Source organism: Pseudomonas sp. UBA2684 (genome assembly GCA_002354655.1).
Taxonomy (GTDB): Bacteria; Pseudomonadota; Gammaproteobacteria; order Pseudomonadales; family Pseudomonadaceae; genus Aquipseudomonas.
Window position 1 is genome coordinate 29984 of the sequence record DELY01000009.1, and the last position, 16747, is coordinate 46730.

Annotated in this window: 11 protein-coding genes; 4 read left to right on the forward strand and 7 right to left on the reverse strand. The window is 61.1% G+C overall.

The features are described 5' to 3' along the window. The 4 genes from B3M58_RS04370 to B3M58_RS04385 all read left to right on the forward strand — a co-directional run. Nucleotides 1-469, forward strand: a 469-nt coding sequence (locus tag B3M58_RS04370; RefSeq protein WP_296217351.1) for a DUF4381 domain-containing protein, incomplete at its 5' end; no start/stop codon positions are given. Next, nucleotides 462-1493, forward strand: coding sequence for a vWA domain-containing protein (locus B3M58_RS04375; protein ID WP_296217352.1), 1032 nt, complete (start codon nt 462-464; stop codon nt 1491-1493). The genes B3M58_RS04370 and B3M58_RS04375, both read left to right, overlap by 8 nt. Next, the gene (locus B3M58_RS04380; protein ID WP_414704048.1) at nt 1490-3244 is read left to right on the forward strand and encodes a VWA domain-containing protein; all 1755 of its coding nucleotides are present in this window, start codon (nt 1490-1492) and stop codon (nt 3242-3244) included. Before B3M58_RS04375 ends, B3M58_RS04380 begins: the two co-directional genes overlap by 4 nt. Further along, entirely contained in the window at nt 3241-4884 is a 1644-nt protein-coding gene (locus tag B3M58_RS04385; RefSeq protein WP_296217353.1) for a BatD family protein, read from the forward strand. Before B3M58_RS04380 ends, B3M58_RS04385 begins: the two co-directional genes overlap by 4 nt. Before the next feature lie 405 nt (nt 4885-5289). On the opposite strand, the gene B3M58_RS04390 is transcribed toward B3M58_RS04385, so the two are convergent. The 7 genes from B3M58_RS04390 to B3M58_RS04420 all read right to left on the reverse strand — a co-directional run bounded on the left by B3M58_RS04390 (nt 5290) and on the right by B3M58_RS04420 (nt 16712). Beyond that, nucleotides 5290-7668 carry an efflux RND transporter permease subunit gene (locus B3M58_RS04390; RefSeq protein ID WP_296217354.1) on the reverse strand — a complete coding sequence of 793 codons (2379 nt, stop codon included), beginning with the start codon at nt 7666-7668 and terminating at the stop codon, nt 5290-5292. 19 nt (nt 7669-7687) lie between these two features. Further along, nucleotides 7688-8779, reverse strand: coding sequence for a WD40/YVTN/BNR-like repeat-containing protein (locus B3M58_RS04395; RefSeq protein ID WP_414704049.1), 1092 nt, complete (start codon nt 8777-8779; stop codon nt 7688-7690). 196 nt (nt 8780-8975) lie between these two features. Further along, on the reverse strand, nt 8976-10346 hold the full coding sequence (locus B3M58_RS04400) for a DUF1329 domain-containing protein (RefSeq protein ID WP_296217355.1): 1371 nt from the start codon (nt 10344-10346) through the stop codon (nt 8976-8978). 65 nt (nt 10347-10411) lie between these two features. Beyond that, entirely contained in the window at nt 10412-12379 is a 1968-nt protein-coding gene (locus B3M58_RS04405; RefSeq protein WP_296217356.1) for a DUF1302 domain-containing protein, read from the reverse strand. Nucleotides 12380-12884: 505 nt separating this feature from the next. Next, a complete protein-coding gene (gene pepN / locus B3M58_RS04410; protein ID WP_296217357.1) occupies nt 12885-15557 on the reverse strand; it encodes an aminopeptidase N in 2673 nt (890 codons plus the stop codon). A 64-nt stretch (nt 15558-15621) separates the two neighbouring features. Beyond that, on the reverse strand, nt 15622-16449 hold the full coding sequence (locus tag B3M58_RS04415) for a DUF2797 domain-containing protein (RefSeq protein ID WP_296217358.1): 828 nt from the start codon (nt 16447-16449) through the stop codon (nt 15622-15624). Beyond that, nucleotides 16449-16712, reverse strand: a complete 264-nt coding sequence (locus tag B3M58_RS04420) for a YeaC family protein (RefSeq protein ID WP_296217359.1) — start codon at nt 16710-16712, stop codon at nt 16449-16451. The genes B3M58_RS04415 and B3M58_RS04420 overlap by 1 nt, the downstream gene beginning before the upstream one ends. Between the last annotated feature and the right edge of the window lie 35 nt (nt 16713-16747).

Genomic DNA, 16747 nt, shown 5'->3' on the forward strand with positions numbered 1-16747 from the left:
GCTCATCGCACCCGCCCCGATCGGCTGGTGGCCGCCCGCCCCCGGTTGGTGGCTGCTCGCAGTGTTGCTGGCGCTGCTGCTCTGGTGGCTCCCCCGACTGCTCAAACGCCTGCCACGCAAGGCCCGCTCAAACGACCGCGAACAGACCCTGGAGCCGCTGCGTCAGGCCGCCCTTAATGAGCTTGAGCAGCTGCGCAAACCCTACGACGGCGTACCCGCCGGGCTGTGGCTGCAACAGCTCAACGGGGTGCTCAAACGCCTGTGCCGGCAACGCTACCCGGAAAGCCACAGCCACACGCTGAGCAGCCGTGCCTGGCTGGCGTTTCTCGACAGCCGCTGCCCGGCGGCGGGGCTGACCCGCTGGATGATCCTGGTCGAAGGCGCCTACCGCCCGCACTGCACCCTCGACGACAAAGCCATCGAAGGGCTGCATCAGGCCGTGGCCATCTGGATTCGCAAACATGTTTGAATTCACCTGGCCCTGGCTGTTCTTGCTCGCCCCGCTGCCCTGGCTACTGCGCCTGGTGCTGCCGGTTGCGGACAGCGGCGAAGCAGCCTTGAAAGTCGGCTTCCTCAACGAACTGGAGGGGCTGGCGGGACGCCGCGCCCGCGCCAACTTGCCGGCCTGGCGCCAACAAGCGCCGTTCGCCTTGCTCTGGTTGCTGCTGCTGTGCGCCAGTGCACGCCCGGAGTGGGTCGGCGAGCCGTTGCCGTTACCCGCCAGCGGCCGCGACCTGCTGGTCGCCGTGGACGTCTCCGGCTCGATGGATTACGCCGACATGCGCTGGGAAGACCAGGAAGTCAGCCGCCTGACCCTGGTCAAACACCTGCTCGGCGACTTCATCGAAGACCGCCAGGGCGACCGCGTCGGCCTGATCCTGTTCGGCAGCCAGGCCTATCTGCAAGCACCACTGACCTTCGACCGCAAAACCGTGCGCACCTGGCTGGATGAAGCGCTGATCGGCATCGCCGGGAAAAACACCGCGATTGGCGATGCCATTGGTCTGGCGGTCAAACGCCTGCGCCAGCGCCCAGCGGATAGCCGCGTGCTGGTGCTGGTCACCGATGGCGCGAACACCGGCGGTGAGATCGAGCCGATGACCGCCGCGCGCCTGGCGGCCGAAGAAGGGGTGAAAATCTACCCGATCGGCATCGGTGCCGACCCACAACAAAGCGGGGTCATCGGCCTGTTCGGCCTCAACCCCGGGCTGGACCTGGATGAACCGACCCTGCGCGCGATCGCCGACCTGACCGGAGGCGAGTACTTCCGGGCGCGCGACAGCGAAGAACTGCAAACCATCGACGCCAGCCTCGACCGCCTGGAGCCGGTGGCCCAGCAACCGACCCTGGCGCGCCCGGCACAGGCGCTGTATCCCTGGCCACTGAGCGCCGCCCTGTTGCTCAGCCTATTATTGGTGCTGCGCGAACTCTGGCCGCAACTGCAACAGCAGCTACGCGGCCTACTCCCGCGCATCTGGCGGAGGCAGCCATGACCGAACACACGCTGCTCGCACTCTGGCCCCACTGGCTGCGGCCTTACTGGCTGCTCCTGCTGCCGCTGCTCGGCTGGTTGATCTGGCAGCTTTGGCACCGGGAAAAACGCAGTGGACGCTGGCAGCTACTGCTACCGGCGGCGTTTCATGCCGCGCTGCTCAGTGGCGGCCAAGGGCGGGCCAGCCGCTTGCCGTGGATCGCCCTCGGCCTGGCCTGGTTACTCGCCCTGCTCGCGTTGCTCGGCCCCAGCTGGCAACGGATCGAGCAAAGCAACCTGAAACCGGCCGACCCGCTGGTGGTACTGCTCGAACTGACCCCCGACATGCTCGCCAGCGACGCCTCGCCCACTCGCCTGGAACACGCCAAACGCAAGCTGCTCGACCTACTCGAAGCGCGCCGCGATGCGCAAACCGCCATCGTCGTGTTCGCCGGCAGCGCACACACCCTGGTGCCACTGTCCGACGACCTGGCCACCAGCCGCAACCTGCTCGAATCGCTCAAACCCTCGATCATGCCCGAGCCAGGCCGCCGCGCCGATCTGGCCGTGAGCAAGGGGCTGGAGCTGCTCGAACAAGGCGCCCAAGGCCAGGGCCGACTGTTGCTGATCGGCAGCACACTGGATGAACCAGAGCGCCTCGGCATCCGTCAGGCCCTGGGCAAGCGCGGCGAACGCCTGAGCATGCTCGGGATCGGCAGCGCCCAAGGTGCGCCGATCATTCAGGAAGACGGCGGTTTTCTCAAAGATCAACACGGCGCGATCCTGATTCCACGCCTGGACAGCGCCGGCCTCAGCCGCTTCGCCCAGGAGCTCGGCGGGCGCTATCGCCAGGCCAGCGTGGACGATCGCGACCTGCGCAGCCTCGGCCTGCTCGATGGGCCGCAGCAATTGCGCAGCGACGGCGAGCAGACACGCCTGCAAGCCTGGGCCGACCAAGGCCACTGGCTATTGCTGCCGCTGCTGTTACTGGCGGCCTGCGCCGGGCGGCGCGGTTGGTTGTTTTGCCTGCCGCTGCTCCTGCTGAGCCTGCCGCAGCCCAGCTATGCCGTCGAATTCGCCGACCTCTGGCTGCGCCCGGATCAACAGGGGCAACGCCTGCTCGACGCACAACGCCCGGCCGAAGCGGCCCAACGCTTCGACGATGCGCAGTGGCAAGGCCAGGCCCTGTACCAAGCCGGCGACTATGCCAGCGCCGCCGAACGCTTTGCGCTCGACGACAGCCCGAGCGCGCACTACAACCGCGGCAATGCGCTGGCCCGCAGCAATGAACTGGAAGCCGCAGTGGAGGCCTACAGCCAAGCCCTGGAGCGTCAACCAGACTTGACTCAGGCGCAGAGCAACAAAGCCCTGGTCGAAGAACTGCTGCGGCAACGCCAGGAGGAACAAGCTCAGCAGCAAGCCGAAAACAGCGCAGAGGAAAGCTCACCGCCGGCCTCCGAACCACCCAGCGCCGGCCAACCGGGCAGCGAATCCAGCGACCCGACAGCGCCCAGCCAACCCGCGGGCGACAGCCAAGAGCCGCCGAAGGCTCCAGCACCTGGCGAGGACAGCGAGACGCCACCCGCCACACCAGGCACCCCTGCGGAGGATGGCAACGGCGAAGAACAGATCGCCACAGCCGAAGAAGCCCTGGATGGCGAGCGGCGCCAAGCCTTGGAACAATGGCTGCGACAAATCCCCGATGATCCGGGTGAGTTGCTGCGGCGAAAATTCTGGTACGAACAGCAACAGCGTCAGGAACAGACCCGATGACCCGCCTGCTCTGCACCCTTCTCCTCGGCTTGCTCGCACTGCAAGCCAGCGCCCAGGGGTTTAATGCCAGTGTCGACCGCACACGCCTGAACGCCGGCGAAACCGTCGAGCTGATTCTCGAATCGGACGATGTCACCCTGTTCGGCAAGCCGGACTTGAGCCCGCTCAACCAGTTGTTCGAGGTGATCGGCACGCGCCAGGTCAACCGGCTGACCACTCTGGACGGCGAATCGCGCGCAACCACCCGCTGGATCGTCACCCTGCAGCCGAAACAGAGCGGCTACGTGGTGGTGCCCCCGATCAACCTGGGCGACCTGCAAACCCTGCCGCTCACCCTGCATGTGCAAGAAAACAGCGCCAGCGCAGCGGACAACCAGCTGGCGCCGGTGTTCATCGACGCCAGCCTGGATCAGGAAAGCGTCTACGTGCAGGCGCAAAGCGTCCTGACCCTGCGCATCTACCATTCCGTCTCGCTGTACGACGACAGCAGCCTGACCCCGCTGGAAATGCCCGAAGCACGTATTGAATCGCTCGGCGAACCACGCACCTACGAAAAAGACATCAACGGCATCCGCCATGGCGTGATCGAACTGCGCTATGCGATTTTCCCGCAACAAAGCGGCGAACTGACCATCCCGGCCCAGGTGTTCAGCGCCACCCTGGTCGAGCGCTCGCGCAGCAACGACTACACCCCGTTCGGCCCGCGCCCCGGCAAAGTAACCCGGGTGAAATCCCCGGAAATCCCACTGACGGTAAAAGCCAAACCCGCCAGCTACCCCAGCAATGTTCCCTGGCTGCCCGCACGCGCCCTAAGCCTGGCGGAAACCTGGAGCCCGGAGCCAGAACAGGCCAAAGTCGGCGACTCGTTGACCCGCAGCCTGCTGCTCAAGGTCGACGGCCTCTCCAGCGCCCAGCTGCCGCCCTTGCCCGCCACCGATGTCGAAGGTCTGCGGCGCTACCCGGATCAACCGCAACTGGCCAATCAGACCAGCGAGCGCGGCATGATCGGCAGCCGCGAAGAGCGCGAAGCACTGGTGGCCAATCGCGCGGGCCAGTTCGCATTGCCCGCGGTCGAGGTGGTCTGGTGGAACACCCACGACGACCGCCTGGAGCGCACCAGCCTGCCAGCCCGCAGCCTCGATGTCGCCCTCAACCCCAGCTTGACGATCGAACCCATCGCCGCTGAAACGCCGTCATTGCCCAGCGTGCAAGGGGCGCCACTGTGGCCATGGCAATTGAGCAGTGCGTTGCTGACACTCACCACCTTGCTAGGCTTTGGACTGTGGTGGCACGCCCGCCGGCAACCGGCGATTCTGCGCGCCGCGCAAACCGGACCTAGCCCGCGCACGCTGCTCGACGACCTCAAGCGCGCCTGCCTGGCCAATGACTCCCTGACCACACGCCATGCACTCGACGCCTGGGCGCGGCAACAGCCGGAAACCCTGGCGGACATGGCGGCCCGCTTCGTGCCGCTGTCCGATGCCCTCGACGGCCTGAACGGCACGCTGTACAGCGAAACCGGCCAACAATGGCAGGGCGAAGACCTCTGGCGCGCAATTCGCACCCTCCCCGCCGCCCAGACCGTCGAAGGCGGCGCCCCCCAAGAAACCAGCCCGCTGCCGCCGCTTTATCCGCGCTGACACTCATTCAGAGCGGCAAAATCTGACTGGCAACTGCCACGCACAACTTCGGGCCCAGAACGATCTACGCTGCCGATGTGTTGCGAGCGTTTTTGTCTTGTCTCGGCACTCTCGCCTAGGTTGTTCAACGCGCCACAGCCCGCCGCCCCTGCAAAGCTATGACGTACAACGTTGCGTGGGCATGCGTCTTCACCTGGCAGCAGGCTGGCGTAAATGCGCCCCACGAAGACTCGTCCACCCTGCCACACCTGAGCATTTGTAGCTGGAAACGCCTCACTGCCGATCAACGCTAGCGCGATGATGGGATCGACGAAAACAAAACACCCTGCGAAAGCAGGGCTCTCGCAGGGTGTCGGGTGAACCGCGGCCAGGCCGCGGTTTTTGCTGTCGTTGCTGCGCCCTGAGTTAGTGGGCGAACATCGAGTTACTAGCTTTGCCCGCCAGTTTCTCGGGTTTGATCAAGAAGCGCGCCAGGGCCGGCAGCAGCCAGAGGGCGCCGAACATGTTGACGATGAACATGAAGGTCAGCATCAGGCCCATGTCCGCCTGGAACTTGATCGCCGAGAAGATCCACGTGGCAACCCCGATCGCCAGGCACAAGCCGGTGAACAGCACGGCTTTACCGGTGGACTTCAGCGTCTGGTAGTAGGCCTCCTGCAACGGCAACCCAGCACGCAGGAAGCTTTCCATACGGCTGTAGATATAGATGCCGTAATCGACACCAATGCCCACGCCCAGGGCGATCACCGGCAAGGTGGCGACCTTGACGCCGATACCCAGGAACGCCATCAGCGCATTACCCAGGATCGAGGTGAGGATCAGCGGCAGCACGATACAAATGGTCGCGGCAAACGAGCGGAAGGTGATCATGCACATCACACCCACGCACAGGTAAACCAGAACCAGAATGAGCAACTCGGACTTGCCGATCACCTCGTTGGTGGCCGCTTCGATACCCGCGTTACCGGCCGCCAGCAAGAACTCCAGACCGTCCTTGTTGTTCTCGGCAGCGAAGGCCTGAACCTCGGCAACCGCGCGCTTGAGCGTCTCGGCTTTGTGGTCCTGGAGGAACACCAGCACCGGCGCCACGGAGCAATCGGCGTTGTACAGGCCATCGGCACGGGCGATCGAATTGTTCAGCACGTCCTGGTTACGCGACAGGGTTTCCCACTTCAGGTTGCCCTCGTTCATCCCTTTGATCACCTGGCGCGACACGCTGACCATGGAGATCGCCGATTGCACACCAGGCGTGTTCTCCATCTTCCACATCAGCTCATCCATGGCGGCCAGGGTTTCGAACGTCGAACAGCCTTCCGGTGCAGTCTTGACCATCACCACCAGCACGTCGGAACTGGTCGAGTAGTTCCTGATGACGAAATCGTTGTCCTGGTTGTAGCGCGAATCCGGACGCAGCTCCGGCGCACCCTGATCGAGGTCGCCGATCTGCAGGTGTTGCTGCTGGTACCAGAAACCACCTACGCCGGCCGCCAGGGCGATAACCACCGAGATCGGCGCCACAACGGGATGGGCGAAGTTGGACAGCAAGCGCCAGAACGGGTGATCGCGCACGGCATCGCGCTTGCTGCGCTCGATCGCTTTCTTGCTGATGCCGACATAGGAGATTGCCACCGGCAGCAGGATCAGGTTGGTGAACACGATGACCGCGACACCGATGGATGCACCGATGGCCAGTTCGCGAATGACCCCGATGTCGATCAACAGCAAGGTGATGAAGCCCACGGCGTCGGCCAGAATCGCGATCATCCCCGGCAGGAACAGTTGGCGGAAGGTGCGCCGCGCCGCCATCAGGGAGTTCTCGGCTTCGCTCGACTGCAGGGCGATACCGTTGATTTTCTGCACCCCGTGAGAGATGCCGATGGCAAAGATCAGGAACGGCACCAGCATTGAGTACGGGTCGAGCCCGAAGCCCACGGTGTGCATCAAGCCCAGCTGCCAACCCACCGCAATCAGGGTGGTGAACAGCACGGCGATGGTGCTGCGGATACACCAGGTGAACCAGTACAGCAGGACAAAGGTGATCAGCAAGGCGACGGCGAAGAACATCACCACCATGATCAGACCATCGATCAGGTCGCCGACTTTCTTGGCGAAACCGATGATGTGCACCTGAACATTAGGGTTTTGCGCCTGGTACTTCTCGCGGATCTTCTCTTCCAACTGGTGGGAGAATTCTTGGTAGTCCAGCTTGATCAGCTTGCCCTGATCGTTGGGGTCCGGGTAGGACTCCAACAGCGGCACGTCGACGATGCTCGACTTGAAGTTGTTCGCCACCAAACGACCGATTTGCCCGGACTTGAGCACGTTACTGCGCAATTCCTCGATGCTGCCTGGGCTACCGTCGTACGTCTGCGGAATCACTTCACCACCGGCAAAGCCCTCCTCGGTCACTTCGGTCCAGCGCACGCTGGGGCTCCACAGCGACTTCAGACCGGAACGGTCGACACCAGGAATGTAGAACACTTCGTCGTTGATCTGACGCAGCGTCTCCATATATTCCTGGGTGAAAATGTCGCCCTCTTTAGCCTCCACCGAGATGCGCACGGTGTTGCCGAGGTTAGCCAGATCGTTGCGGTGCTCCATCATCTTCTGGATGAAGGGATGGGTCAGGGGAATCATCTTCTCGAAGCTGGTCGACGGGCGCACCTGAGTGGCCTGGAAGAACAGGAAGATGCTGACCAGCAGGCAGATCAGAATGACCGCAGGGCGGTTGTTGAAAATCAGACGCTCGAGAAAACTCGCCTTGTCCTGGTGATGGTTACTCATCAAACACTACCCCAGCTTGTTATTGTTGGCCCAGCTTGGCGCCAGTCGGCGAGGAAACATGCACACCGCCCTGCCCCACGAGGATCAGGCGACCATCATCATCCGCAGTCACGCCTGCCAAAGACAAACGATCGGAACGATTCAGCACGCTGAAGGTGCGGCCGTTGTCGGTGCTCTTGAGCACGCTGCCACCATGGCCAACGACTACGATGGTGCCGTCGGCCAACAACTTACCGTCAGCCAGACCGAACTCCAGCGGACCGTTGTTTGGAGTCTCTAGCACGATCTGCTCCCAACTCGTGCCAAAATCGGCAGAGCGGAATAGGTGACCACGCAGGCCATAGACCAGCAGGGTGCCAGCTTCTTGGGTGCCCAGCGCACCGAACAGCGAGCCTTCGTATGGGCCTTGGAGGGTTTCCCAGGTCTGCCCCCAATCGAGCGAACGGAACATGCCGCCCAATTCGCCAACGATAAATAGACCGGAATCCTTGACCTCAACGATAGCGTTCAGGTGATAGCCATCTTCGTTATCCAGGCGTTCGCTGACGTCTTCCCAATTTGCCCCACCATCAGTGGTTTCCAGCAGGGCACCATAGGCGCCTACGGCATAACCGTTATTGAGATCCTTGAACCAGATGCTCAGCAACGGCGCCTCGCGCTCCAGGTCTTCAAATTGCTTGACCCACGTTGCTCCGCCATCTTTGCTGGCGAGAATCTGCGCGTCGTGGCCAACCGCCCAGCCATGCTGATCATCGACAAAAAACACGGACGTGAGCATTTGCTTGGTCGGTACTTTGGCCTGCGACCAATTGGCACCGTTGTCATCGGAATAAAGGATATGACCACGATCACCCACTGCGATCAGGCGTTTGCCAACCTTAGTGACATCCAGGAGCAGGCTTTCCAGCGCCTTGGGCGACTCAATGGCATAACTGGCAGCTGAATCGGTGGCGGCTTGCGCATGCAGTGGCGCAACGGTCAAAGTCAGAATGGATAGCACACTGCACAGCGAGAGCGCTTTAGCCAGCGGCGAGTGGACGCGGAACGCCGGTGCGCGGAACAGTCCCGCGACAGAACCAGCCTGGGTGCGCCGCATGACGGGCTCACTCATATACCTTCCCCCTTATTGTTATAGGTGGTACTGCCTTGTAGCAGAACCCTATGCTATCGAGCTTTCGAAAGACCTGACAATCGGCGTGACGTTATGTTTTGTTAAGGCAAACCCGCGTGATTGACCGGTTATTCGACGGACTAATACGAAAAGGCCGCTACTACTGTAGCGGCCTTTTGCTCAGACTACATAACGATTAACGCGTACCGCGGCGACGCAGAGCGGCTGGCTTGAAATAGCCATCGTCTGGAATCGGCTGACTGAAGTCGATGGTGCTCGACTCTTCGTTATCCAGGTTCTGCACGTGGTAACGACGCGCTTGCAGATCATGGAACGCATCGAGCGCAGACCAGGTGGTCGGCAGGTCGTAGTAGTTCTTCAGGTAAGCAATCGATACACGCCACAGCTCGCCACGACCGTCGTACTGGTCAACCACGGCCGCCTGCCAGCTGTCCTCGTCGAGGAACAGGGTGCGCTTGGAGTAGATGTGCCGAGCGCCGGATTTCAGCGTGCCCTCGACGACCCACACGCGGTGCAGTTCGTTACGGGTGAGCGCCGGATTCAAGTGCCCCACTTGCAGCAGATCCTTGTACTTGACGTCCGGGCTGGTGACTTTGTAGTTGTTGTAAGGAATGTAGATTTCCTTCTTGCCCACCAGCTTCCAGTCATAGCGATCCGGGGCGCCGTTGAACATGTCGGTGTCGTCAGCGGTGCGCAGGCCATCGGCCGCCGCGATTGGCGTGTCATACGCCAGGTTCGGTGCACGACGCACACGACGCTGACCAGCGTTGTAGCCCCACGCCTGGCGCGGTTCCTTCACCTGATCGAGGGTCTCATGGACCAGTACCGCACCGCCGGCCAGACGCGCCGGGCTCTTGGTGAAGGACAGGTAGTAGAACATGATGTTGTTCAGGTCCGCGGCAGTGCCCTTGGGGTTGTAGAACTTGAACAACGCTTCCTGCTGCGAAGTCACCAGCGAGAAGGCGCCGTTACGCTGCACGGCCACTTCCGAAGCACGGCGTACGATGTAACTGCCGCGGTAGCGCGCAATGTGGTTCCACAGCGCCTCGACACCGTTCTCCGGTATCGGGAACGGGATACCGCCGTAGGCATCGGAGAAACCGTTGCCACCGTCCAGCAGCTTGGCAGTGCTGGCGTTCTTGATGGTGTTGTCATACACCCACTGCGGCGCCGAACCGGAGCGGCGAGTCTGGTACACCGGCATCTGGTAGCTGTTCGGGTAAGCGTTGAACATGGCAATCTGACCCGGGGTCAGGTTGTCCTTGTACTGATCCAAGTTGGCCTTGGTGATGGTGAACAGCGGCTTGTCGTCAGCAAACGGATCGACATGGTGCTGACCTGGCGTCTTGTATGCGGCTGGCGCCTGGGTGATACCGCCGGTCCACTCAGGGATGGTTCCTGCGGCGTTACCCGCCTTCTCGGCACCGAAGGGGGTCAGGCTGGTGCCCAGTTTGGCCGCCTCTTGCGAGGAAACCGCCGCCAGCGCGCTACCGGCAGACAGTGCCAACACAATGGCAGCACCGATCAGCGTGTGCTTTTTCAGCATTGTATTTCTCCGTGATAAATCATCCATCAGGCGCCCACAGGCACCTGGGATTTTTCTAGTTTGGTTTAGAAGGAGTACTTGACGTTGACGCCGATGTTGTCGCGGTCGGAGCCCGAATTGTTCTGGCCAGCGCCATAGAACTCGGTGTACTGCAGCTCGGTTTCCAGGCTATTCAGGTAGCTGGCGCGCATGCCAACGGTGTAAGCCTTGCGCCCTTCGACGAAGTTGCCGGTCTGGTGCGAGTTGCCCTCGAAGTCATGCTTGTAGACGGCGAATGGCGAAACGTTCACGCCGGCGTACACATCGTTCCAGGTGCCGGACAGCACCAGGGTATAGCCGTAAGCGTTCTTGTTGATCTGCGCATCACGCTCATACCCAGAGACATAGGAACCGTTGGGGCGACCCGAGTAGTAACGGTTGCTACCGTCATAAGCGGTGTACTGCAAACTGTCGCCGCGAATGTGCTCGGAGGCCAGCTCCGCCACCCCGAACAGCGAGTCGAAGCTCAACGATGGGCCAAAGTTATAAATGGTGCCCAGCGAGGTATTGAAGGCTTCGACGCGAGTGGCGTTATGAATCTCGTCGGTGATCACCACGTTCTGTCCACCGATATTCACCGGTCGACCGTCCGCCAGCAGAGCCGCCTGCCCCAGCAGATCGCCGAGAAGATCGTTGGTGGTGGCAATGCCAATCGGCAGGTTCGGACGGTAAGACAGTTCGCCGAACACCGAAGCCAAGCCAACCGTGGTGTTGAAGCTCATGCCGTACATACGGATGTCTTCGGCGTACTCACGACGGGCATTCACCTGGTTCGCCAAATCGACCGCAGAGGCACCGTTCACCAGGCCCAGCACCTGCTCAGCGAGCGGGTTACCCGCGGCATCAGCAGCAACCAGATCGTCATAGCTGGTGAAACCGCCGAGACCAGCCAATTGATCGATATTCAAACCGGCATAGCTGCGGTTCACATCGGCGTAAATAGTCGGTTCTTTAGCGTGGTAATTAACGAAGAAGAAACCGAACTCCGTGGAATTGAGCTCTTCTGCGATGTAGCGGAAGGCAACGCCGAACTGGCCATCATTTTTAGCATTGATATCCGAACCGACACTGGCAACTTTAAATACGCCGTTCGAATCAAGGTACTGCGTACCCTGCAAACCACCGAAATTACTGCCCGCCAATGTCGGATAGAGCGACTGAAAGGTCGGGCTGCTCAGCGCTTCGACGGTTGTGTACGCGGTATTGCCACCCTCGGCGAACAAGTCGGTTTCCGAGAAGAACGTCCCGACCGGATCGATGGCAGTCTCTTTCCAGTTCCACTGGTAGAAGGTTTCCATCGACAGGTTGTCGGTCAGGCCGATATTGAAGTTCAGCGCCTCGACCGGCACCAACACCTCTTTCAACTCAGCACCCGGCAGGCGGAACTTGCCGGCATCGACCGGGTTAGTCGTATTGATGCCACCGCGATAGAACAGCCCCTCGCCCCAGTTGAACACCTGGCGACCAGCGCGCACCGTCAACGGCATATCGCCGACATCCCAGTTGCCATAGATATAGGCATCGAGGATTTCCGCATTACGGCCCGCCGAGTGGCGCGTCTCGTAGGTGAAGCTATTCGGGTTGTTCGGATTTTGATTCGGCTGAGCCGGGTCGTTATTGCTCAGGTAATCGTTGCGCTTGTCCATGATCTGCGTGTCATAGAACGCCGTGCCGCGCACAAACACGCCGTAATTCTGGTAGGTCGCTTCCAGGTCGGAAGTGATCTTGTAAACCTCGGAAACCAGCCCGGTATCGAAATTACGATTGCCATCATTGGTGTTGATATCGTTCTTGGTCTTGTCACGACCCTGAACGCGCCAGAGCTGACCGTAGGACACGGTGGTATCGATCGAACCGCTAATTTCATTGTCTGCAAAGCTGAACTCTACCGCCTGAGCTTGAGCCGCGACCAACAAAGGCAAAATACCGGCAAAAGCAAAACCGGCAGCAGCTGGCGCAAAACCCAACTTAGGCTTACGGGACTTAATTTCCATCGAGACTTCACTCCGTGGACAGATCATTCTTTTTTGGCATACCCAGATACGGGCACACGGCTAAGCCACACTTGGCGGCGGCTTTTATCGTTGACTGGAAGCAGTTTTCCAACGCGCCTACTGCGCACTGCCTCGCGAGGGGCGCACCATTACGGGGCCGAATCGACTTGAGCACTGCAACCATAGTGCCAATTCAAACAAGCGTATAAAAACTTGTGCTGGCGACACCGAGAACCAGGCGTTTCTTTTCGTGACTGAGCGTCCACCGAACAATTGGCAGGCTAATCATCAAAGAACGGCCGATCTTGTCCTACGATCCGACGTTACCGGCCCCTCTAGAACGAGACATGCAGCAAGTTTTGCCCAGGTAAATCGCGCCCCGTCAAGCCACCCGGCGCAATCTTAAGTAAGCAAATGCATAAGCAGCTGTGCCGGATATTCCTTTGGGTAACAAAAAAGTGTTACCCATCAAAGACGGGTAACACTTTCAAGGATGGAACCGGCTTTAAGCCAGGCTTTTGCTGACCACTTCGAAGACGTCGCTGGACAGCTCGCCACAAGCCAGAATCCGCTCTAGCTCGGCCCTCATCAGCGCTTGGCGGGCGCTGTCGTATTTACCCCAGCGGGTTAGTGACGAGAGCAGCCGGGAGGCGACCTGCGGGTTCAATGCGTTCAGGGTGATGACCTGATCGGCGAGGAAACGGTAACCACTGCCGTCGGCCTGGTGGAAGTTGAGCGGATTTTGCCCGGCAAAGGCACCGATCAGGGCGCGGATTTTATTGGGGTTTGTCAGGGTGAACGCCGGGTGCTGCATCAGCGCTTGCACCTTGGCCAAGGTGCCCGGCAAGGCACTGGCCGCCTGCACGCTGAACCACTGATCCATGACCAACGGGTTGTCCTTGAAGAATTCTGCGAAACTGGCCAAGGCCCTGGCTTTTTCTTCCTCGAATGGCGAGTTGACCAGTACCGCCAGCGCGGTCAGGCGCTCGGTCATGTTGTCGCTGCTTTCGAATTGATCCAGACAGGCGGCGAGCACCTCGGGCTTGCCGCTGAGCATCAGGTAGGACAGTGCGATGTTCTGCAGGCTGCGCCGAGCGAAATGCGCCGCTTCGGCGACGTAAGCAGTGCCGCGCGACACCTCGCGGTTAGCCTGATAACGCTGCCACAGCGGCGCGTGCAGCGCTTCGGCCAGCTGCCGGCGAGCGAATTCGCGGGCCGCATGGATGGCATCGACATCCGCCACCTCACTGATTTCGGTGAGGTAGCCCTCGCCCGGCAGCGAGAGCATTTCGGCGACCATGGCCTGATCGAGCTGAGGGTTTTCCAACACGCTGCGCAGCGCCGTCACCAGCCGCTGATCCAGCACCAGCGCTTCGCCACGCTGATGCTGGCCGATCAACTCCTGCAAGACCTGCACGGCAAGTTGCTGGCCGGCATCCCAACGGTTGAAACCGTCGCTGTCGTGCTGCATGAGGAACATCAGTTGGTCGCGGCGGTAAGGGAAGCTCAGCTTCACCGGCGCGGAGAAACCACGCAGCAACGACGGCAGTGGATGCTCGTCGAGATCGACGAAAGTCACCGTCTGCTCGGCTTCGGTGATCGAAATCACTCGCGAGCAGGCGCCAGCGGCGGCCTCACCCTGCACGCGCAGCGGCAACGCCTGCCCTTCGGCACCCAGCAGAGCCAATTCAACCGGGATCACGAATGGCAGTTTTTCGCCCTGGCCGGGCGTGGCCGGGCAGCTTTGCTTGAAACTCAGGCTGTAGGTCTTCGCGGTCTCGTCGTAGCTTTCGCTGACCGCCAAACGTGGCGTACCGGCCTGGCTGTACCAGCGCTTGAACTGGGTCAGGTCGATGCCATTGGCCTCTTCCATGGCCTTGATGAAGTCATCGCAGGTCACCGCCTGGCCATCGTGGCGTTCGAAATACAGGTCCGAGCCCTTGCGAAAGCCTTCGGCGCCAACCAGGGTCTGGATCATTCGCACCACTTCCGAGCCTTTCTCATAGACGGTCAAGGTGTAGAAGTTGGAGATTTCGATAAAGCCTTCCGGGCGCACCGAGTGCGCCATGGGGCCGGCGTCTTCGGCGAACTGGTGGGTGCGCAGGTAGGCGACATCTTCGATGCGCTTGACCGTGGCCGAGTTCATGTCGGCGCTGAACTGCGCGTCGCGGAACACCGTGAAGCCTTCCTTGAGCGACAGCTGGAACCAGTCGCGGCAGGTCACCCGGTTGCCCGACCAGTTGTGGAAGTATTCGTGAGCCACGATCGCCTCGACACGCTGGTGCGCGGCGTCGGTGGCGGTCTCGGCCTTGGCCAGCACGGCGCTGGAGTTGAAGATGTTGAGGCCCTTGTTTTCCATGGCGCCCATGTTGAAATCGTTGACCGCGACGATCATGAAGATGTCCAGGTCGTACTCACGCCCATACACCTCCTCGTCCCACTTCATGGATTTCTTCAGGCTGTCCATGGCGTGCTGGCACTTGTCGATGTTTTCCGGCTCGACGTAGATGCGCAGCGCCACCTCGCGCTGGCTCAGGGTGGTGAAGCTGTCTTCCACGCACCACAGATCGCCGGCGACCAGGGCGAACAGGTAGGCCGGTTTCATGAACGGATCTTCCCAGGTCGCCCAATGCCGAACACTCTTTCCAGGGGCAGTCTCGTCCGGGCCGCTGGCAATCGGGTTGCCGTTGGACAACAGCACTGGGTAGCGGTGCTGCTCGGCGCTGAGCGTGGTGGTGAACTTGCTCATCACGTCCGGACGGTCGAGGTAATAGGTGATCTTGCGAAAGCCCTCGGCCTCGCACTGGGTGCAGAACATGCTGCCAGACTTGTACAGGCCTTCCAGCGCGGTGTTGCGTTCCGGGTGGATGCGCACGCTGGTGTCGATCACGAAGCTCGCGGCCGTGGGCTGCAACTTGAGGTGGCTGTCACTGAGCTGATAGTCCGCCGCCCCCAGCTCCACACCGTCCAGCGCCACCGACAGCAACTCGAGCTGCTGGCCATCGAGCGCCAGCAACGGTAAAGCACTGCCACATGCCGGGTTGCGACGCATCACCAGTTGCGCATGCACCAGGGTGTGGTCCTCGAACAATTCGAAGGTCAGGTGCGTCTCGTCGATCAGGTAATCGGGCGCCTGGTAATCCTTGAGGTAGATCATTTTCGGTTGTTCGGTGCGCATGGCTTGTGGCCCTTTGTGTTCAGGGCCCTGTCAGGCCCGGTTCGCGGAAGTCGGTGAATACAGCTTATTCATGCACGGCGAGTTGGTAGGCCGTGTACTTGCGGATATTGATCACGCCGGTGTCGAACATCAGGTACTGGCCCTTGATGCCGAGCAAGGTGCCCTCGGCGATCGGGTTCTTGTCCAGGTTGAAACTGCTGATCTTGGCCGGGTAGGCCTCGATCGGGTAGCGGATTTCCACCGGCACTTGATCGCTGAGCGGCTGGATCGCCTGCAGACCGAAACGCTGTTGCAGGCCAAGCAGGCCGTCGGCGCAACTGGCGAACAGCTGATCGCGAATCGCCGCCAGGTCGACCGGCGCAGCATCGCCCTTGAGCAAGGCGCGCCAGTTGGTCTTGTCGGCCACTTGGCTGCGCAGCAGGTCCTCGACGAAACCGGACTGCTGGCGGGTGGCGACGCGCAGGATCGGCAAGGCCTGGCTCGCGCCTTGATCCATCCAACGTGTGGGAATCTGCGTGGCGCGGGTGATGCCGACCTTCACTCCCGACGAATTGGCCAGGTAGACGACATGGTCGGTCATGCAGAACTGCTCGCCCCAGCTCGGCTCGCGGCAGGTCCCCGCGTCGTAATGGCAGCGTTCCGGGCTCATGATGCAGATGTCGCACTGCGCCAGCTTCTGCATGCACGGGTAGCAGTAGCCCTGGCTGAAGCTGCTTTTGGTCTTGCGCCCGCAATGGCTGCAATGGATGGCGCCAAGAAACTCCAGGCGCAATGTCTTGCCGATCAGCGGGTTGACCGGCACCTCGGTGTCGTCCAGACGAAATGCATACTGCACCGGCGCGTCGAGGCGCGCCGCCATCTTGCTCAGCGAGCCACGTGCCAACTCAGCCATCAGTGCAGGGTATCCGAGGATTTGAACAGCAGGTTCGGCACCGGCGCGGACTTCGAGCTGCATTCCTGCGGCCCCATGTAACCGATGCGCTGGTCTTCCGGAAGGTTCTGGATCTCCCAGGCGATCAGCGCCTGCAACGTGAGTTCTTTCTGTTCCTGGGTCAGCTTGCGGCCATCCGGCCACTTGCCGATTTCTACCGCCAGCTTGAGGCTCTGGTAGATCTCAGGGGTGATGTGTTCGATAGCGTGGAGAAAGGACGACATGGGTACCTCCGAATACGAGGCGGCAGTTTACCAGC